Raw genomic sequence first — 18,077 nt, forward strand, 5'->3', positions numbered from 1 at the left:
CAGCCGGGAAGCCATAAGGTATTGCGGAAGACCATTGCTTGGGAAGGGGGAACCGCAACGTGGCGACGATGAGGGAGCCCGATGACCGGCTCACGTCCGTGCTGCGGCCGGTGCGCGGGGGCAACGGTTTCGAGGAGGCGCTGGAGCAGATCCTCCAGGTCGTACGGCTCGGCCTGGTGCCCGGCGGTGAGCGACTGCCCGCCGAGCGCGAGCTGGCCGACCGGATGGGCATCAGCCGGGTGACGCTGCGCGAGGTGCTGAAGGTCCTGCAGGAGGAGGGCCTCGTGGAGAGCCGGCGCGGGCGCTACGGCGGAACGTTCGTCCTGCCCCGCGCCCGGACCGAGGGCGAGGACGAGCTGCGCCGCCGGATCGCGACGGTCGACGTCGAGGACACCCTGCGCTTCCGTGAGGTGCTGGAGGTCGGGGCGGCCGGGCTGTGCGCCGCGCACGGCCTCGGCGAGGACGGGGCCGCGCGGCTGCGTACGGCACTGGCCGCGACGCATGACGCACCCCTCGACGACTACCGGCGCTGCGACACCCTGCTGCACCTCACGCTCGCCGAGTTGTCCGGCTCCCCCACTCTGACCACGCAGTACGCGGCGGTACGGGCGACGGTGAACGATCTGCTGGACTGCATCCCGCTGCTCGTACGCAATCTGGAGCACTCACAGCAGCAGCACGTCGCGCTGGTGGAGGCGGTGCTGGAGGGTGACGCGGACGGGGCGCGGGAGATGATGCGCGAGCACTGCGCGGGCACCGCGGCGCTGCTGCGCGGCTTCCTCACGTGACCCGCACCCCACCCCCGCCACCGCGGGTACGCCACCGGCGCGGCCCATGGGCGTAACCCGAAAGTAACGCACAGGTCTTGCGTTACCCCCCGCCCCAGCGCAAAGGTATGGCTCCATTCCATTGGGCCCGACGCGGGAGCTCTGCCATGACGCTGGAAGACACCACCGGGAGCACGACACCACCACCATCGGACGACTATCTGGAGCGCCGGACCCTGCGGCGCGGCAGCGCGGGCTGGCTGCTGCTCACCGGGCTCGGCGTCGCCTACGTCGTCTCCGGCGACTTCTCCGGCTGGAACATCGGCCTGTCCAAGGGCGGTTTCGGCGGTCTCGCCGCGGCCACCGTGCTCATGGGCCTGATGTACGCCTGTCTCGTCTTCGCACTCGCCGAGCTCTCCGCGATCCTGCCGACGGCCGGCGGCGGCTACGGCTTCGCGCGCCGCGCCCTCGGCCCCTGGGGCGGCTTCCTCACCGGTACGGCGATCCTCATCGAGTACATCCTCGCTCCCGCCGCGATCTCCATCTTCATCGGCGACTACGTCGAGTCGCTCGGACTGTTCGGACTGGAGTCGGCCTGGCCGGTCTACCTCGCCTGCTTCGCGATCTTCATAGGCATCCATCTGTGGGGTGTGGGCGAGGCGCTGCGCTTCAGCCTCGTCGTCACCGCGATCGCGGTCGCCGCGCTGCTGATCTTCGCGCTGGGCGCGTTCACCGACTTCCAGGTGAGCGGGCTCGACGACATCCCGGTCGACAAGGACGCCGTGGGCTCCAGCTCCTGGCTGCCGTTCGGTCTGCTGGGCATCTGGGCGGCGTTCCCGTTCGGCATGTGGTTCTTCCTCGGCGTGGAGGGCGTGCCGCTCGCCGCGGAGGAGGCCAAGGACCCGGTCCGGTCCATGCCCCGGGCGCTCGCCATCTCGATGGGCATCCTGGTGCTGCTCGCCGCGCTGACGTTCTTCGCCGCCACCGGCGCGCGCGGCTCCGCCGCCATCCAGGACGCCGGAAACCCGCTGGTGGTGGCGTTGCAGGGGGACGGCGACCCGACCGCGCTGAGCCGCTTCGTCAACTACGCCGGACTCGCGGGCCTGGTCGCCTCGTTCTTCTCGCTCATCTACGCCGGGTCGCGGCAGCTGTTCGCCCTTTCCCGGGCCGGGTACCTGCCCCGCTTCCTGTCGCTGACGAGCCGCCGCAAGTCGCCGTACCTGGGGCTGCTGATCCCCGGCGCGATCGGCTTCGCGCTGGCGGCCGGCACCGGGGACGGGGCGCGGATGCTGAACATCGCCGTGTTCGGCGCGACCATCAGCTACGCGCTGATGGCGCTGTCCCACATCGTGCTGCGGCGCCGCGAGCCGGAGCTGCCCCGCCCGTACCGCACCCCCGGTGGTGTGCTGACCTCGTCCGTCGCGTTCGTCCTCGCGCTGTCCGCGCTGGTGGCGACGTTCCTGGTGGACAAGGACGCGGCCGTGATCGCGCTGGTCGTGTACGGCGTCGCCCTCGCGTACTTCGCCTTCTACAGTCGGCACCATCTCGTGGCCCGTGCGCCGGAGGAGGAGTTCGCGGCGCTCGCCGCGGCCGAGGCCGAACTCAAGTGACCGTGACCGGAGGTATCAGGTGAGCCAGCCGCTCATCGGCGTCAGCACCTATCTGAACGAGGCTTCGTGGGGCGTGTGGCGGCTGCCCGCCGCCCTGCTGCCCGCCGGGTATCCGCGCCTCGTCCAGTCGGCAGGGGGGATGGCCGCGATGCTCCCGCCGGACGACCCCGGGCGGGCCGCGTCCGTGGTGGCCCGGCTCGACGGGCTCGTCGTCGCCGGCGGCCCCGATGTCGAGCCCGTACGGTACGGGGCCGAGCCCGACCCGCGGACCGGACCGCCGGCGCGGGAGCGGGACGCCTGGGAACTGGCCCTCATCGACGCGGCGCTGGCGGACGGCACCCCGCTGCTCGGGATCTGCCGCGGCATGCAGTTGCTGAACGTGGCCCTCGGCGGCACGCTCGTGCAGCACCTCGACGGGCATGTGGAGGCGACCGGCGTCTTCGGGCGGCATCCCGTGACGCCGGTCGAGGGCACTCGGTACGCCTCGCTGGTGCCCGAGGAGTCCGCCGTACCGACGTACCACCACCAGTCGGTGGACCGCCTCGGGGACGGGCTCGTCGTCTCGGCGCACGCGCAGGACGGCACGGTGGAGGCCGTGGAACTGCCGGACCCGGCCTGGGTCCTGGGCGTCCAGTGGCACCCGGAGATGGGCGAGGACACCCGCGTCATGGCCGGGCTGGTACGCGCCGCGTCATGAGCCGCGCTCCCGGTCCTCCCCGTCGCCGATGACCACTGTGGGGAGGGCCGGGTTTCCTGGACGCCGCCATGGGCACCGTGCCGGGCGCGTCGCCTGCCGTCGCCACGCCGGGCCGGAGGGCCGCCGGGACAAAGGCGCGGACGTGGCACGCAGGGGGTACGTCACGCTGCCGCCGCGCCACCGGCTCACCCCGAGGAGCGCGTCAGCGACAGCAGATCCCGGGCCGGGCCCGTGGGCCGGTGCCCCTGGCGCCAGACCGCGCGGAGATCGCGGCGCAGCCGCACCCCCTCGACCGGGATGCGGACCAGCCGGCGCGAGGCCAGCTCCTCGGTGACCGCGAGTTCGCTGAGGACCGCGGGACCGGCGCCGCTGACGGCGGCCGCCTTCACCGCGGTGGTGGAGGCGAGTTCGAGCAGCGGCTCGGCGAGGCCCCCGTACTCCGCGAGCGCCGAGTCGAGGACCTGACGGGTGCCCGAGCCGCGCTCGCGCAGCACCAGGGAGGTCGCCGCCAGCTTCTCCGGCGACACCGGGGAGCGTCGCCGCGCCCAGTCATGACCCGGCGCGGCGACGACGATCAGCCGGTCGTGGCCGATGACCGTGCCGTCGAGCCCCTCGGGGACGGCGAGTCCCTCCACGAAGCCGAGGTCGGCGTCGTCGCGCAGCAGCCGCTCGGCGACCGCGGCCGAATTGCCCGCGAGCAGCGAGACCGCGGTGCCGGGGCGCCCCTGGCGCAGCGCGATGAGCCAGCCGGGCAGCAGATACTCCGCGATGGTCATGCTGGCGGCCACCCGCAGCCGTGAGTCGCGCCGGTCGCGCAGGGCCTGTGCGCCCGCGTCGAACGCCTCGGCCGCCTCCACGATCCGCCCCGCCCAGTCGGTGACCAGCGCGCCCGCGTCGGTGAGCCGGGAGCCCCGGGGCGAGCGGTCCACGAGCGCGACGCCGAGCTGCCGCTCCATGGACCGGATGCGGCTGCTCGCCGCGGGCTGGGTGATGCCGAGCTCCCGGGCGGCCCGGCCCAGGCTGCCGTGCCGGGCCACGGCGAGCAGCAGCTCCAGCGCGGCGAGATCGGGCACCCGGTGGGCGATCGGCCCGCGTTGCTCTTCGCTCATAAAGCAAGCTTATGGGCTCATAGGAATGAGATCCCTGGTGGGAGTACTTTCCGGGGCGGACAGTGGCCTCATGGTCACCGTCGCCCAGCCCCGTACCACCGCAGCCGTGCCGCCGCGCTCACTCCGGAATCTCGGACCGAACTGGTACGCGGCCGTCATGGGCACGGCCATCGTCGCGAACGCGGGCGCCGCGCTGCCCGTGCGGCTGCCGGGACTCCGGGACGCGTACGAGGCCGTGTGGGTGCTGTCCGCGCTGATGCTGGCGGCGCTGCTGGTGGCCCGCGCCGGGCACTGGCTCCACCATCGCGACCGCGCCCGCGCCGATCTCCTGGACCCGGCGGTCGCCCCCTTCTACGGCTGTCTGTCGATGGCGCTGCTCGCGGTCGGCATCGGCACGTTCTCGGTCGGCCCCGGCGTGATCGGCGAGCGGGACGCGGTGGTGGCCGGCGCGGCGCTGTTCGGCGCCGGCACGCTCGTCGGGCTGGTCGTCGCGGTGGCGATCCCGTATCTGATGATCACGCGTCACAGGGTCGCCCCGGGCGGCGCCTCCCCGGTGTGGCTGCTGCCGGTGGTGGCCCCGATGGTGGCGGCGACGCTGGGTCCGCGACTGGTGCCGCACCTGCCCGCCGGGCAGTGGCGCGAGGCGCTGCTGCTGGGCTGCTACGCCCTGTTCGGGCTGAGCCTGCTGGCGGTGCTGCTGATGCTGCCGCTGGTGTTCGCACGGCTCGTGCACCACGGTCCGCTGCCGCTCGCCCTGACGCCGTCGCTGTTCCTGGTCCTCGGCCCGCTCGGCCAGTCGACGACCGCGGTGAACAGCCTGGCGGACGTGGCGCCGTCCGCGATCGGGTCGCCGTACGCGGCCGGGCTCGGGGCCTTCGCGGTGGTGTACGGGGTACCGGTGATGGGCTTCGCGCTGCTGTGGCTGGCGCTGGCCGGGGCCATGGTGCTGCGAGCGGTCCGCCGGGGCATGCCGTTCGCGATGACGTGGTGGTCGTTCACCTTCCCCGTCGGCACCTGCGTCACCGGTGCCGCGAGCCTCGCCGCCCACACCGGTCTGGCCGCCCTGGAGTGGGCGGCGGTCGCGCTGTATGTGTTCCTGCTGGCGGCGTGGGCGGTGACGGGGGCCCGGACGCTGCGGGGGCTGGTCAGCGGAGCGCTGCTCGCAGCTCCGTCGGCGCCGCTGCCAGCGACGGCCCGTACCAGGTGAGCATGCGCCCGTCGACGAGCGCGGCGGGCAGTGCGGGGAACGCCTCGGGGCCGTCGTCCGCGGTGAAGCGGTAGGGCTCGTCGGGCAGGACGACGAGATCGGCGCCGGCCGCGTTCAGCTCGTCGATCGGGATGCGCGGATAGCGTTCGGGGTGGCCTGCGTAGACGTTGTCGACACCGAGGCGGGCCAGCAGGTCGCCGGCGAACGTGTCACGGCCGAGGACCATCCAGGGCCGCCGCCAGACGGGCACCACGGCGCGCCGCGGCTCGGCCGGCTCGACCGCGGCCCAGGCGGCCTCGGCGTCGTCGAGCCAGCGCGGCCTGGGCACACCGCAGGCCCGCAGGACCCGTTCCAGCTCGGTGAAGGCCTGCGGCAGGGTCCGTACCTCGGTGACGAGGACTTCGAGGCCGGCGGCGCGCAGCGCGTCGAGGTCGGGGGCCCGGTTCTCCTCCTCGTTGGCGACGACGAGGTCCGGCCGGAGTGCGACGATCGCCTCCACGTCGGGGTTCTTGGTGCCGCCGATCCTGATCGCACCGGTGTCGGCGGGCCGGCTGCACCAGTCGGTGACCCCGGCCAGCAGCCCGGGGGCACTGACGGCGACGGCCTCGGTGAGCGAGGGCACCAGCGAGACGACGCGAGTCACAGCCCGGTGGCCTCGATGTGGTCGGCGACGGCGACGACGACGAGACGCGTGCCGGGCCGGGTGGCACGCCACCGGTGGAGCACCCCGCCGGAGAGGAACAGGCTGTCGCCCTTCTCCAGCCGGTACGCCCGGCCCTCGGCCTCGACCTCCACGGCGCCGTCCACGAGGTACATCAGCTCGTCGTTGCGGTGCTGGCACTCTCCTCCGGCGTCCTGCTCGCCGGTCAACTCCACGCCGTGGAGCTGGTGGTGGCCGCGCACCAGGTGGCGCACGCCCGGTCCGGCGGCGAGGGTGTCCTCGTCCGCGCGGACGACGTCGACGACCCGGGCGGAGTCCGCGGCGGCCAGCAGCTCGGCACCGGTGGTCTCCAGGGCCTCGGCGACACGCTGGAGCGAGCGCATGCTGGGGCGCGCCCGCTCGTTCTCGATCTGGCTGAGGAAGGGCACGGAAAGGCCGCTGCGCTCCGCGACGGCGGCGAGCGTCAGATCCAGGGCCCTGCGCCGTCGACGGACGGCGGAGCCGACGCGGAGTGTTTCCTTGTCTCCCATGACCTGATGTCCCTCCCTCCACTCTGTACCTTACGCACGTTCCCGGCACGGCAACCCACTGTTGTCACTGGAGTAACGACAAGGGCCCTGCCACGGAGTGTGACAGGGCCCTCACCGGTGGGGGGATTCATGTGGTCTACTGCGGTGCCAGCCGGTCCACGATGCCGGGGTTCTTCGCCATCCAGGCCTTGACGGCCTCTTCCTCGTGGCCGGTGCCGCGCTTCTGGATCTCGTTCTCCAGACCGGCGAGCTGCTGCTCGCTCAGACGGAAGTCCTTGAGCCACTTCGTGAGCTGCGGGTACTGCTCCGGGAACGCCTTGCTCGCGACGGTGTGGATGCGGTCGCCCTCACCGAAGAGCTTCTTCGGGTCCTTCAGCTTGGTCAGCCCGTACTCGCTGTAGGCCCAGTGCGGGGTCCACAGCATGACCGCGATCGGCTCCTTCTTCGCGTACGCCCGCTTCAGCTCGGCGAGCATGCCGGGCGTGGAACTGTCGACGACCTCGAACTCCTTGTCCAGCCCGTAGCCGGGCAGGACGTCGTTCTTCAGGATGTTCATGGTCTCGGTGCCGGGCTCGATGCCGACGACGCGGCCCTTGAACTCGCCGCTGCGGCCCTTGAGGTCCTCCAGCGAGTCCACGCCCTCGACGTACGAGGGGACCGCGATCTCCAGGGACGTCGGCCCGTACCAGGAACCGATGTCGGTGAGCTTGTCACCGTACTTGTCCCAGTACTTCTTCTGGGTGCTCGGCAGCCAGCCGTCGAACTGGACGTCGATCTGCCCGCGGGACAGCGCCGTGTACATGGGGCCGACCTCGAACTGCTTGAGGTTCATCGTGTACCCGCGCTCCTCGAGGACCGCCTTCCACAGATAGGTGGCGGCGATGTCCTCCTCCCACGGGAACCAGGCGACGTTCAGGGCGCGCTCGCGCTCGTCCTCGCCTCCTTTGGCCGGCTTGCCGGCCTTGGCGACCGGGGTCCACTTGTCGGCGAGGCCCGGGTTCTCCTCGAGCCACGCGCGGACGGCGTCCTGCTCCTTGCCCTTGCCGGTCTCCTGGATCTTCGCCTCGAGACCGGTGAGCTGCTCCTCCGTCATCTTGAAGCTCTTCAGCCACTTGCCGACCTGCGGGTTCTCCTCGGAGAACCCCTTGCGGGCCAGGGTGTGGATGCCGTCGCCCTTGCCCCAGGTGCCCTTCGGGTCCTTGAGCTTCTTCAGGTCGTACGCGCTGTACGCCCAGTGCGGCGACCACAGGGTGGTGACGATGGGCTCCTTCTTGTCGTACGCCCGCTTCAGCTCGGCGAGCATGCCGGGCGTGGAGCCGTCGACGACCTCGAACTCGCCCTCCAGGCCGTACTCCTTGAGGACCTTGTCCTTGAGGATGCCCATCATTCCGGCGCTCGGCTCGATGCCGACGATGCGGCCCTTGAACCGGTCCGCCTTGCCCTTGAGGTCGTCGAGGGAGTCGACGCCCTTCACGTACGAGGGCACGGACAGCTCCAGGGAGGTGGGGCCGTACCAGGAGCCCATGTCCTCCAGCTTGTCCTGGTACTTGTCCCAGTACTGGGCGTGGGTGACGGGCAGCCAGGAGTCGGTCTGGAAGTCGATCTGACCGCCGGCGAGACCGGTGTAGAGCGAACCGGCCTCCAGCTGCTTGGCGTCGACCTCGAAGCCGCGCTGCTCCAGCATCTCCTTCCAGAGGAAGGTGGAGGCGATGCCCTCGTCCCACGGGATGTAGCCGAGGGAGACCTTCTTGCCCTGGCCCACGTTCGTGGCGTCGGAGGCGTCGGCGGACTTGGGGCCGCCGAAGAGGCCCATGCCGCCCGCGACGAGCGCGAGGATGACGACGCCCACGACGGCGACGACGGGCTGGGGGCGGTGGTTCCAGATCTTCAGGCCACCGGTCAGGGCCTTCGCCCTGGCGAGGGCCCGACGGCCGAGCGGCGAGACCTGGCGGCCCAGCGCACCGGTCATCCGGTCCAGGTACATGGCGAGGATGACGATGGAGATACCGGCCTCGAAGCCGAGGCCGATGTCGACATTGCCGATGGCGCGGTAGACGGCGCCGCCGAGACCGCCGCCGCCGACCATTCCGGCGATGACCACCATGGACAGGCCCAGCATGATCACCTGGTTGATGCCGGCCATGATCGTGGGCAGGGCGAGTGGCAGCTGCACCCGGACCAGCGTGTTGCGCGGCGTCGTGCCGAACGCCTCGGCGGCCTCCACCAGCTCCTTGTCGACCTGGCGGATACCGAGTTCGGTCATCCGCACGCCGGGCGGCAGGGCGAAGACGATGGTGGCGATGATGCCGGGCACCACGCCGACGCCGAAGAAGATGATGCCGGGGATCAGATAGACCATGGCGGGCATGGTCTGCATGAAGTCCAGGACCGGCCGGGTCACGGCGCTGACGGTCTTGGAACGGGACGCCCAGATGCCGAGCGGGATCGCGATCACCAGCGTGACGATCGTGGCGACGAGTACCAGCGAGAGGGTCGACATGGCGTCGTCCCACAGCTCGACGGAGTCGATCAGGGCGAAGCCGGCGAACGCGAGTCCGCCGGCGAGGAGTCCGCGCAGCCACCAGGCCACGACCGCGAGGATGCCCGCGAAGAGCAGCGGCTCCGGCGCGGACAGCACCGCGTCGATGCCGTCGTACATCCCGGTGACGACGGAGCTGATGGCGTCGAACAGCCAGGACAGATGGGACTGGAGCCAGTCGACACCGCTGTCGACCCAGTCGCCCAGGTGCAGCCTAGGCACTGGCGCTCACCTGCTTCGGCAGCCGGCGGACCGGGTTGTCGCAGGGCACGGGTTCGCCCGCCTCGTCACCGACGAAGCCGATCAGCCGGGACTGCGGTACGACACCGACGACCTCGCCCTCGGCGTTCCTCACCGCCACGGGGTGCGGGACGCGCGCGCTGACGGCGCACAGGTCCGCGACGAGGGTGTCGGTGGTGACGCTCTCACAGCCGCAGTCCGCCGCCTCGGGGCGCTGCGGATCGGTCATCACGGCGGCGGCCGTCAGCACCCGGGAGCGGTCCACGTCCTGGATGAACGAGGTCACGTAGTCGTTGGCGGGACGGACCAGGATGTCCTCGGCGGTGCCGAACTGCACGATCCGGCCGTCGCGCATCACCGCGATGCGGTCCCCGAGGCGCATGGCCTCGTTGAGGTCGTGCGTGATGAAGACGATCGTCTTCTTCAGCCGCTTCTGCAGTTCGAGCAGCTGGTCCTGCATGTCGCGTCGGATCAGCGGGTCGAGGGCGCTGAAGGACTCGTCCATCAGCAGCAGGTCGGCGTCGGTGGCGAGCGCACGGGCGAGGCCGACACGCTGCTGCATACCGCCCGAGAGCTCGTCCGGCCAGGACTTCTCCCAGCCGCCCAGGCCGGCCAGCTCCAGGGCCTCGGCGGCCCGGCGCTCACGCTCGGCGCGCGCGACACCCTGGACCTCCAGGCCGTAGCCGGCGTTCTCCAGGACGCTGCGGTGGGGGAACAGCGCGAAGTGCTGGAACACCATGCTGATCTTGGTGGAGCGTACGGTGCGCAGCTCGCGCGCACTGAGGGCGGTCAGGTCCTGGCCGTCGAAGAGGACGCGTCCGGCGGTCGGCTCCAGCAGCCCGTTGAGCATCCGCAGCAGCGTGGACTTTCCGGATCCCGAAAGACCCATGACGACGAAGATCTGACCCGGTTCGACCGCGAACGAGGCGTCGATCACCGCTGCAGTCGTTCCGTCGGCGCGGAGCTCGTCGCGGTCGGCGCCGCTTTCGAGCCTGCCTACCGCCTCATCGGGTCGTCGGCCGAACACCTTGTACAAGTGCTCGGCTTGCAGCCTGGACACATACACCTCACGCGTTGAACCGAAAAACGGCCCGCATCCCCCGCCGGCGGGCCGTGGAGCGGGCGGGTTCGGCCCGCTTCCCCGGGGTCGCATCGGTTGAAGGCGCAACGGGGTCCGCTCCGGCGACGCGCCTGCCCCGGCGCTACGGGGCCAAACGCGAGAGTGATCCAGTTCACGCGGGCGACACCGGGCGGCCACGAAGGCACCGTCCGCGTGGCCGGGCCCGGTGTCGGTGGGCCGGGCCCGGTGTCGGTGGGCCGGGCCGGGTGGCGGTGAGGCCGGGCCCGGTGTCGGTGGGGTGCGGCATCATTCGGACTGTGACGCGACGCCTGATGCTCCTCGACACCGCTTCCCTCTACTTCCGTGCGTACTACGGGGTCCCGGACTCCGTGCGCGCGCCCGACGGCACTCCGGTCAACGCGGTGCGCGGGCTGCTCGAATTCATCACCCGGCTGGTCCAGGACCATCACCCGGACGACCTGGTGGCCTGCATGGACGCGGACTGGCGGCCGCACTGGCGGGTGGAGCTGATCCCTTCGTACAAGGCGCACCGGGTGGCGGAGGAGACCGAGACGGGCCCGGACGAGGAGGAGATCCCGGACACGCTGTCGCCGCAGGTCCCGGTCATCGAGGACGTGCTGGACGCGTTCGGCATCGCCCGCGTCGGTGTCGCGGGGTACGAGGCGGACGACATCATCGGCACCCTCACCGGCCGCGCACCGGGCCCGGTCGACATCGTCACCGGCGACCGCGACCTGTACCAGCTGGTGGACGACGCCCGGGGGATCCGGGTGCTCTATCCGCTCAAGGGCGTCGGTCTGATGCAGACCACGGACGAGGCGGTGCTGCGCGAGAAGTACGGCGTGGACGGCCCGGGGTACGCGGATCTGGCCCTGCTGCGCGGAGACCCGAGCGACGGGCTCCCGGGGGTCCCGGGCATCGGCGAGAAGACGGCGGCGAAGCTGCTGGCCACGTACGGGGACCTGGCCGGGATCATGGCCGCCGTGGACGACCCGGGCTCGAAGCTCACTCCGTCGCAGCGCAAGCGGCTGGACGAGTCGCGCGCCTATGTGGCGGTCGCGCCGAAGGTGGTGCGGGTCGCCGGCGACGTGGCGGTGCCCGCCTTCGACCCGGCGCTGCCGAAGGAGCCGCGGGACCCGGCCCGGCTGGAGGAGCTGGCTCTGCGCTGGGGCCTCGGACGGGCCGTGTCCCGGCTGCGGACGGAGCTGGCGGCCGCGAGTTCCACCGACTGAGGTGTTAACTTAGGCAAGCCTAAGCATCTACAGTCAGCAGGGGAGACCGCCGTGGCAGAGACACCCGCACGAAAGGCACCGCAGGTCCACGAGGCGCGGGTCCTGCGTACGGAACGGATCACGCCGCACATGGTGCGTCTCGTGCTGGGCGGCGAAGGGCTGGCGTCCTTCGGCACGGACGGGTTCACCGACCACTACGTGAAGGTCGTCTTTCCGGTGCCGGGAGTGACGTACCCCGAGCCGTTCGACATGACCCGGATCCGTGAGGAGCTCCCTCGCGACCAGTGGCCCAGCAACCGCACGTACACGGTGCGTTCGTGGGACCCGGTCCACCGCGAGCTGGTGATCGACTTCGTGGTCCACGGCGACGAGGGACTCGCGGGCCCGTGGGCGGCCCGCGTCCGGCCCGGCGAGACCGTACGACTGCTCGGTCCCGGCGGCGGTTACGCGCCGGACCCGGCGGCGGACTGGCATCTGCTGGCGGGCGACGAGAGCGCTCTCCCGGCGATCGCGGCGGCACTGGAGCAGATGCCGGTGGGCGCGGTGGTCCACGCCTTCGTGGAGATCTCCGGGCCCGAGGAGGAGCAGAAGATCACGACCCCGGACGGAGTCACGGTCACCTGGCTCCACCGTGGTGCCCGCCCCTGCGGCGAACCGCTGATCGCGGCGGTGCGCGAGCTGGAGTTCCCCGCGGGCGACGTGCACGCGTTCGTCCACGGCGAGGCGGGAGCGGTGAAGGAACTGCGCCGGTACCTCCGCCTGGAGCGGGGCATTCCGCTGACGCGGCTCTCCATCTCGGGCTACTGGCGCCTCGGCAAGTCGGACGAGGCCTGGCGCGCGATCAAGCGCGAGTGGAACGCGGAGGTGGAGCGGGAGCAGGAGGGGTGACCGCCCCGGCCTGAGGGCTCTGCACGTGAGGGCTGCCCGCCCTCGGCGGTACGTGAGGGCTGCCCGTCCTCGGCGGTAGGTGAGGGCTGCCCGTGCCCGGGCTCCCTCGACTGCCTGTGGCCCCCTGTTTCCCCTCCGGCGTGCCCTCCCCCACGGCCCCTTTCCCGCCCCGCATGCCGTCGCCGCGCGCGCCGAGCCGCCGACGCGAGAAACACGCAGGTAAAAACTTTCGCCGGACAGCAGTCAGGACGCGCTTCCGTTCCGTATATGGAAGGTGAGTGCGGGCGAGGGGAGAGCGGTGAAGGAAGCGATACGCATCACAGGGGCACCACCTGCGGGGCCGGGACTCGACGAGTTGCTCGTCCGGGTGGCGCGCGGCGACCAGGCGGCGTTCTCCCGGGTGTACGACGCGGTCTCGGGTCCCGTACTCGGCGTCGTACGCGGCGTGTTGCGCGATCCGGCGCAGTCCGAGGAGGTCACCCAGGAGGTGCTCGTCGAGCTGTGGCGCACCGCCGCGCGCTATCAGCCCTCCCGTGGCTCCGCGCTGACCTGGACCCTCACCCTCGCCCACCGTCGCGCCGTGGACCGGGTACGCTCCGCCCAGGCCGCGGTGGAGCGCGAGCAGAAGGCCGCGCGGCTCGGCGGGACGCCGGCGTTCGACGATGTCGTCGAGCAGGTCGCGGCCCGGCTCGAACGGGAGCAGGTACGGCGCTGTCTGCGCACGCTGACCGAGCTCCAGCGCCAGTCGGTGACCCTCGCCTACTACCGCGGGCTCGCCTACCGCGAGGTGGCGGAACTGCTGTCGGTGCCGCTGGGCACCGTGAAGACCCGTATGCGCGACGGACTGATCCGTCTGCGCGACTGCCTGGGGGTGAACGCATGAGCGCAGCGGCGAAGGGCGCGGGGCGGGATGCCGAGCTGCACACGCTCACCGGCGCGTACGCCCTGAACGCGCTCGGCGACCGGGAACGCGCACGCTTCGAGCGGCACCTGGACGCGTGCCCGGCCTGCGAGCAGGAGGTACGGGAACTCGGCGCCACCGCGGCACGACTGGGCCTCGCCGTCGCCGATCCCCCGGTGCCCGCGATGAAGTCCCAGGTGCTGGCGCGGATCGCGACGGTGCGCCAGGAGCCCCCGACGATCGCCGGTCCGGACACGACCGGGGGGTACGGACATGTCCGCACCCCCGTCCGCAGGGCCCGCCCGGCGGGCCGCCGCAGGTTCCCCCGCTTCGTCCTCGCCGCCTGCCTCGCGGCGGTCGCCGGGCTCGGGGGCGTCGCGTTCTGGCAGCAGCGCGCCGCCGAGGACGCCGCCGCCGAGGCACGGAAGGCGACCACCCTGGCGCAGCAGCGCACCGAGGCGCTCGCCGACGTGCTCACCGCGCCCGACGTCCGCACCACGAGCACCTCGCTCGGCGACGGAGCGACCGGCACGGTGGCCGTCTCCCGCGACCGCAACCAGGCCGTCTTCCTGGCCTCCGGACTGCCGGAACCGGGCAGCGGCAAGGTCTACCAACTCTGGTTCGCCGACGACGGCACCATGCGCCCGGCCGGGCTGCTGGAGTCCTCCGGCGCGCCGGAGGCACTGCTCATGGACGGCCCGGTGGACGGGGCGACGGGCATGGGCATCACCGTCGAGCCGGCGGGCGGCTCGACGAAACCGACCACCACACCGCTGGGGCTGCTGAACTTCCCGGCGGTGTAGGGCCCCGGCGCGGTGACGGGAAGAGTCCGCCGAGGGCTCGCGGCGTCCGGCGCGGTGCATCGCAAGGCGGCGGATCGCCCTCGCACTCGGCCGCACTCGGCTCACTCGGGCGGCCCCGACAGTGCCGCGAGGTGCCGCGACGTGCCGTGCATGGCGTCGCGAGCCGCTGAACTCCCGGTCACGGCAAGGCGCTCGGTACCGGCCGTTCGCTGTACGCGAGGTGAGGAGCGGGGCCGTGAGCACTTCGGCCCCGCTCCGACACGGCCTTGTCATGCGGTGGAAACGGCACGTCCCTAATTTCTGTCGCTCGACAGAATCAGCGACAGGGGCTGCCATGACCGCCACCGCACCCAGCGAGTCCACTGACGTCCGGCCCGGCCCCACGGGTCCGGGCGGCGCCGACGAGGAAGCGCTCGCCGACTTCGGCTACCCGCAGGAACTGCGCCGCCGCATGGGCCGTTACGCGTCCTTCGCGGCCGGCTTCTCCTTCATCTCCGTACTGACGACCGTCTTCCAGTTCTTCGCGCTCGGCTACTCCTTCGGCGGGCCCGCCTTCTTCTGGACCTGGCCCGTCGTCCTCGCCGGACAGCTCCTCGTCGCCGCCTGCTTCGCCGAACTCGCGGCCCGCTACCCTCTCGCCGGGGCCGTCTACCAATGGTCGACGCGGCTCAGCACTCCCGCCTTCGGCTGGTACGCGGGCTGGCTCATGCTCATCGGCCGTGTCGTCGTGGTCGGCGCGGCGGCCCTCGCCCTGCAGGCCGTACTGCCCGCGATCTGGCCGGGGTTCCAGCTCCTCGGCGGCGACCCGTCCCCGACCTCTCCCAGCGGGGCGGCGAACGCGGCCCTGCTCGGGCTGATCCTCCTCGCCCTCACCACGCTCGTGAACGTGCTCGACAACCGGGTCCTGACAGCCGTCAACACCATCGGTGTCTCCGCCGAGATCATCGGTGTCGCCCTCATCGTGACCCTGCTGCTCACCCACTCCGAGCGCGACCCGGGCATCGTCCTGCACACCGGCGACGCGGGCGGCGCGATCGGTGCGCTGCTGATCGGCTCGTTCACGGCCGCGTACGTCCTCATCGGCTTCGAGAGCGCGGGCGAGATGAGCGAGGAGACGGTCAACCCGCGCCGGACGGCGCCCCGGACGACCCTCTCCGCGCTCAGCACCTCCGGTGTCTGCGGCGGACTGCTCCTGCTCGGCGGCCTGCTCGCGGCCCCCAGCCTGACCGACGGACGACTGGCGACGGAAGGCCTCTCGTACGTCCTCACCAGCACGCTCGGCGACGGCCTCGGCAAGGTCCTCCTCGCCGATGTCGTGATCGCGATCTGCGCCGCGACCCTCGCCATCCAGACCTCGGCGACCCGGATGATGTACGCGATGGCCCGCGATCGCCAACTCCCGCTGTCCCCCGCCCTCTCCAAGGTCCCCGCCCGCACCGGCATGCCCGCCGCGGCGGCCCTCACCGTCGGGCTCCTCGCCGCGCTGCTCCTCCTGCTCAACTTCCTCTCCCCCGAGGCGCTCCTGGCGATCGGCACGACCTGCATCGCCATGGTCTACCTGGCGTACGCGATGGTCACCGGCCCCATGCTCGTACGCCGCCTCCGCGGGCACTGGGGACCCGCGGCCCCGGACGAGCGCGACGAAACGGGCCGCCCGCTCTTCACCCTCGGCCGCTGGGGCCTCCCGGTGAACGTCCTGGCGCTCGCGTACGGCGTCGCCATGACCCTCAACCTCGCCTGGCCCCGGGCCGAGGTGTACGACCCGTCGGGCGGCCACTGGTACTTCCAGTGGTTCACGGTCCTGTTCTTGGGCGTCTCTCTCGCGGCGGGCGCCGCTTACCGTGCGCTGAGGCGCGCATAGGCTCACCCTGTGGACAGGGCTGACAGCGCTGACAGGGCTGACAGGGCGGTCGTCGGTTCGGCGGTGGGCGACGCGCTGGGTGCGCCGTTCGAGTTCGGGCTCGCGGGCGGGTACACGGCCCGCTTCCCGGACGGCGTCGGCGAGATGTGCGGAGGCGGCGGCTGGGATCCCGGGGAGGCCACCGACGACACGCAGATGGCCGTCCTCGTCGGCGAGTCCCTGATCGAACGGGGCGGACTCGACCCCGCGGACATGTTCCAGCGCTTCCGCCGCTGGGCAGCGGGAGACCCGAAGGACATCGGTCTCCAGACCGAGCAGGTCCTCGGCGGCGGCGAGCCGTGGGACCTGGCGGCCGCGCTGCACTTCCAGGTCAACGACCGTGCGGCGGGCAACGGTTCGCTGATGCGGGCGGCCACGTCCGCGGTGTATTTCGCGGGCGAGGGACGTGAGGCCACGATGGCGGCGGCCCGACGGATCGCCGCCCTGACCCACGGCGACCGCGCCGCGTGGGAGGGCACGGCGGTCCTCCACGAGCTGATCCGGGTGGCGCTGGACGGGGGCGATCCGCTCGGCGCGGTGCCGGACGCGCTGGCCGGGGTGCACGGAGACCACCGGGAGCGCTGGGCCAGCGTACTGGCGCCCGGTTGGCACCCGGACGACGCGACCGAGTTCAACGGCGCGGTGTGGCCGTGCCTGGGCTCGGCCTTGTGGGCGCTGCGGACGTCGGCGTCGTTCGAGGAGTCGCTCGGCACCGCGATCGATCTGGGCGGCGACACGGACACGGTCGCGGCGGTCACCGGTGCGCCGGCGGGCGCCGTGCACGGAGCCGCCGCGATCCCGGAGCGGTGGACGCGCGCCCTCCACGTGCCTCTTCCGGGGCACGGCACGCGTGTCCTGCGCACCCAGGACCTCACAGCCCTGGCGACGGCGTTGGCGGCCTAGGTCCAATACCAGTGACTTTGGCGCCCGGCGGAGGCCCCATGGGCGATGTTTCCGCACGTCAGAGCTTCGAGTGGCTCGTTAAGTCACTGGCATTGGGCCTAGGTCGTGTCTGACAAATAGCGCCGTCCGCCCGCAGGGCGGGGCGTGCGGCGTCCGGTGCGTGCAATCGCAAGGCGGTGGGGGTGCCCCCGCCGAAGGCTGGGGGAGATCATCCTCGTACTGGACGTACTTGGATGACTCCGACAACGCAGCGTGGGGGCACCTCCCGTGCCCGAAGGGCTACGGGGGAGTGCGTGCCGGGCGTCGCGCGCCAGGCGGGATTTGTCAGACACGGCCTAGCGGTCCGCGCGGCCGCTCACCCCGTACCGGCGATCCTCAGCGCCGCGTCCGCCGTCGCCGAGGCGAACGAACCGACGGGGCGGTCCGGATCCGATCGGTGGACGAGGATCACGCCTTCGATCAGCCCGAACACCAGGTCCGTGCGGAGCGCCAGCTCGCCCTTGTCGAGGGTGCGTCCCGGTGCCGTGCCGGCCAGGAGCTGCCCGTAGGCGTCCTTCAGGTCGGCCCGTACTCGGTGGAACCCGGCGAATCGCTCCCCCTGGACCTCCGGGAGGAGATAGAGGCCGCCAAGGTTGTGCGGGCCCCGGCACAACAGCTCCACGTCCGAGCGGCACAGCTCCCGCAGCCGCTCCTCCGGCGCGCGCCCGTCGTCCGCGAGGAGCCGGCGGGCGAGCGCGAGGGAGGGGGTGACCGTGGATTCGAGGAGCTCGGCGAGGAGGTCCTCCTTGCCGCCGAAGTAGTGGTACATCGTGGCCTGCCGCATCCCCGCGCGCTCGGCCACGGCCCGGGTCGTCGTCGCCGCGTACCCATGCGTCGTGAACAGCTCCGCCGCCGCGGCGAGCAGCTCGTCACGCGTGGACATGCCGCTGTCCGGCCGCGGCTCCGCGCGCGGCCGTCCGACTTTCCGTCCCGTCGTACCCATGCGGCCGATCGTCGCACACGCGGGTGA

Annotated in this window: 16 protein-coding genes; 10 read left to right on the forward strand and 6 right to left on the reverse strand. The window is 72.0% G+C overall.

Going from position 1 to position 18,077, the window contains the following annotated elements; all coding sequences use genetic code 11:
- The first annotated feature begins 68 nt into the window (after positions 1 to 68).
- The 3 genes from OG766_RS06200 (at position 69) to OG766_RS06210 (ending at position 3,074) form a co-directional block, all read left to right on the forward strand.
- Entirely contained in the window at positions 69 to 788 is a 720-nt protein-coding gene (locus OG766_RS06200) for a FadR/GntR family transcriptional regulator (protein WP_266375623.1), read from the forward strand.
- A gap of 146 nt (positions 789 to 934) precedes the next feature.
- Positions 935 to 2,377, forward strand: a complete 1,443-nt coding sequence (eat, locus tag OG766_RS06205) for an ethanolamine permease (RefSeq protein WP_328724722.1) — start codon at positions 935 to 937, stop codon at positions 2,375 to 2,377.
- A gap of 19 nt (positions 2,378 to 2,396) precedes the next feature.
- On the forward strand, positions 2,397 to 3,074 hold the full coding sequence (locus OG766_RS06210; protein ID WP_266375619.1) for a gamma-glutamyl-gamma-aminobutyrate hydrolase family protein: 678 nt from the start codon (positions 2,397 to 2,399) through the stop codon (positions 3,072 to 3,074).
- 185 nt (positions 3,075 to 3,259) lie between these two features.
- Here the strand turns inward: OG766_RS06210 and OG766_RS06215 are convergent, their stop codons facing one another.
- A complete protein-coding gene (locus tag OG766_RS06215; protein ID WP_266375617.1) occupies positions 3,260 to 4,183 on the reverse strand; it encodes a LysR family transcriptional regulator in 924 nt (307 codons plus the stop codon).
- A 70-nt stretch (positions 4,184 to 4,253) separates the two neighbouring features.
- Between OG766_RS06215 and OG766_RS06220 the strand changes: the two genes are divergently transcribed.
- Complete coding sequence (locus OG766_RS06220; RefSeq protein WP_328727431.1) at positions 4,254 to 5,390, forward strand: TDT family transporter; 1,137 nt, start codon at positions 4,254 to 4,256, stop codon at positions 5,388 to 5,390.
- On the opposite strand, the gene OG766_RS06225 is transcribed toward OG766_RS06220, so the two are convergent.
- From OG766_RS06225 to OG766_RS06240, 4 genes are all read right to left on the reverse strand, one after another.
- Positions 5,329 to 6,033, reverse strand: coding sequence for a helical backbone metal receptor (locus OG766_RS06225; RefSeq protein ID WP_328724723.1), 705 nt, complete (start codon positions 6,031 to 6,033; stop codon positions 5,329 to 5,331). The genes OG766_RS06220 and OG766_RS06225 overlap by 62 nt on opposite strands.
- The gene (locus tag OG766_RS06230) at positions 6,030 to 6,581 is read right to left on the reverse strand and encodes a helix-turn-helix domain-containing protein (RefSeq protein WP_266375613.1); all 552 of its coding nucleotides are present in this window, start codon (positions 6,579 to 6,581) and stop codon (positions 6,030 to 6,032) included. Before OG766_RS06230 ends, OG766_RS06225 begins: the two co-directional genes overlap by 4 nt.
- Positions 6,582 to 6,717: 136 nt before the next feature.
- Positions 6,718 to 9,342 carry an ABC transporter permease/substrate binding protein gene (locus tag OG766_RS06235; RefSeq protein ID WP_328724725.1) on the reverse strand — a complete coding sequence of 875 codons (2,625 nt, stop codon included), beginning with the start codon at positions 9,340 to 9,342 and terminating at the stop codon, positions 6,718 to 6,720.
- A complete protein-coding gene (locus tag OG766_RS06240; protein ID WP_328724726.1) occupies positions 9,335 to 10,420 on the reverse strand; it encodes a quaternary amine ABC transporter ATP-binding protein in 1,086 nt (361 codons plus the stop codon). Before OG766_RS06240 ends, OG766_RS06235 begins: the two co-directional genes overlap by 8 nt.
- 332 nt (positions 10,421 to 10,752) lie before the next feature.
- Between OG766_RS06240 and OG766_RS06245 the strand changes: the two genes are divergently transcribed.
- From OG766_RS06245 to OG766_RS06270, 6 genes are all read left to right on the forward strand, one after another.
- Positions 10,753 to 11,673: a 5'-3' exonuclease gene (locus OG766_RS06245; RefSeq protein ID WP_328727432.1), complete on the forward strand. Its 921-nt coding sequence runs from the start codon at positions 10,753 to 10,755 to the stop codon at positions 11,671 to 11,673.
- A gap of 51 nt (positions 11,674 to 11,724) precedes the next feature.
- Positions 11,725 to 12,561 carry a siderophore-interacting protein gene (locus OG766_RS06250; protein ID WP_328724727.1) on the forward strand — a complete coding sequence of 279 codons (837 nt, stop codon included), beginning with the start codon at positions 11,725 to 11,727 and terminating at the stop codon, positions 12,559 to 12,561.
- A 298-nt stretch (positions 12,562 to 12,859) separates the two neighbouring features.
- Positions 12,860 to 13,444, forward strand: coding sequence for a sigma-70 family RNA polymerase sigma factor (locus tag OG766_RS06255; RefSeq protein ID WP_328724729.1), 585 nt, complete (start codon positions 12,860 to 12,862; stop codon positions 13,442 to 13,444).
- Positions 13,441 to 14,265 (forward strand): anti-sigma factor, encoded by an 825-nt coding sequence (locus OG766_RS06260; RefSeq protein ID WP_266375603.1) that lies wholly within the window; start codon positions 13,441 to 13,443, stop codon positions 14,263 to 14,265. Before OG766_RS06255 ends, OG766_RS06260 begins: the two co-directional genes overlap by 4 nt.
- 334 nt (positions 14,266 to 14,599) lie before the next feature.
- Positions 14,600 to 16,126, forward strand: coding sequence for an amino acid permease (locus tag OG766_RS06265; protein WP_266375601.1), 1,527 nt, complete (start codon positions 14,600 to 14,602; stop codon positions 16,124 to 16,126).
- A 9-nt stretch (positions 16,127 to 16,135) separates the two neighbouring features.
- Positions 16,136 to 17,068: an ADP-ribosylglycohydrolase family protein gene (locus OG766_RS06270; protein WP_328724731.1), complete on the forward strand. Its 933-nt coding sequence runs from the start codon at positions 16,136 to 16,138 to the stop codon at positions 17,066 to 17,068.
- Positions 17,069 to 17,423: 355 nt separating this feature from the next.
- Here the strand turns inward: OG766_RS06270 and OG766_RS06275 are convergent, their stop codons facing one another.
- The gene (locus OG766_RS06275; protein ID WP_266375597.1) at positions 17,424 to 18,050 is read right to left on the reverse strand and encodes a TetR/AcrR family transcriptional regulator; all 627 of its coding nucleotides are present in this window, start codon (positions 18,048 to 18,050) and stop codon (positions 17,424 to 17,426) included.
- Between the last annotated feature and the right edge of the window lie 27 nt (positions 18,051 to 18,077).

Origin of the sequence: Streptomyces sp. NBC_00259 (genome assembly GCF_036181745.1) — a bacterium.
GTDB lineage: Bacteria > Actinomycetota > Actinomycetes > Streptomycetales > Streptomycetaceae > Streptomyces > Streptomyces pratisoli.

Coding starts and splice junctions, on each gene's coding strand:
- OG766_RS06230 (WP_266375613.1), bottom strand. CDS start 6,581: ATGGGAGACAAGGAAACACTCCGCGTCGGCTCCGCCGTCCGTCGACGG.
- OG766_RS06215 (WP_266375617.1), bottom strand. CDS start 4,183: ATGAGCGAAGAGCAACGCGGGCCGATCGCCCACCGGGTGCCCGATCTC.
- eat (WP_328724722.1), top strand. CDS start 935: ATGACGCTGGAAGACACCACCGGGAGCACGACACCACCACCATCGGAC.
- OG766_RS06275 (WP_266375597.1), bottom strand. CDS start 18,050: ATGGGTACGACGGGACGGAAAGTCGGACGGCCGCGCGCGGAGCCGCGG.
- OG766_RS06245 (WP_328727432.1), top strand. CDS start 10,753: ATGCTCCTCGACACCGCTTCCCTCTACTTCCGTGCGTACTACGGGGTC.
- OG766_RS06220 (WP_328727431.1), top strand. CDS start 4,254: ATGGTCACCGTCGCCCAGCCCCGTACCACCGCAGCCGTGCCGCCGCGC.
- OG766_RS06265 (WP_266375601.1), top strand. CDS start 14,600: ATGACCGCCACCGCACCCAGCGAGTCCACTGACGTCCGGCCCGGCCCC.
- OG766_RS06200 (WP_266375623.1), top strand. CDS start 69: ATGAGGGAGCCCGATGACCGGCTCACGTCCGTGCTGCGGCCGGTGCGC.
- OG766_RS06260 (WP_266375603.1), top strand. CDS start 13,441: ATGAGCGCAGCGGCGAAGGGCGCGGGGCGGGATGCCGAGCTGCACACG.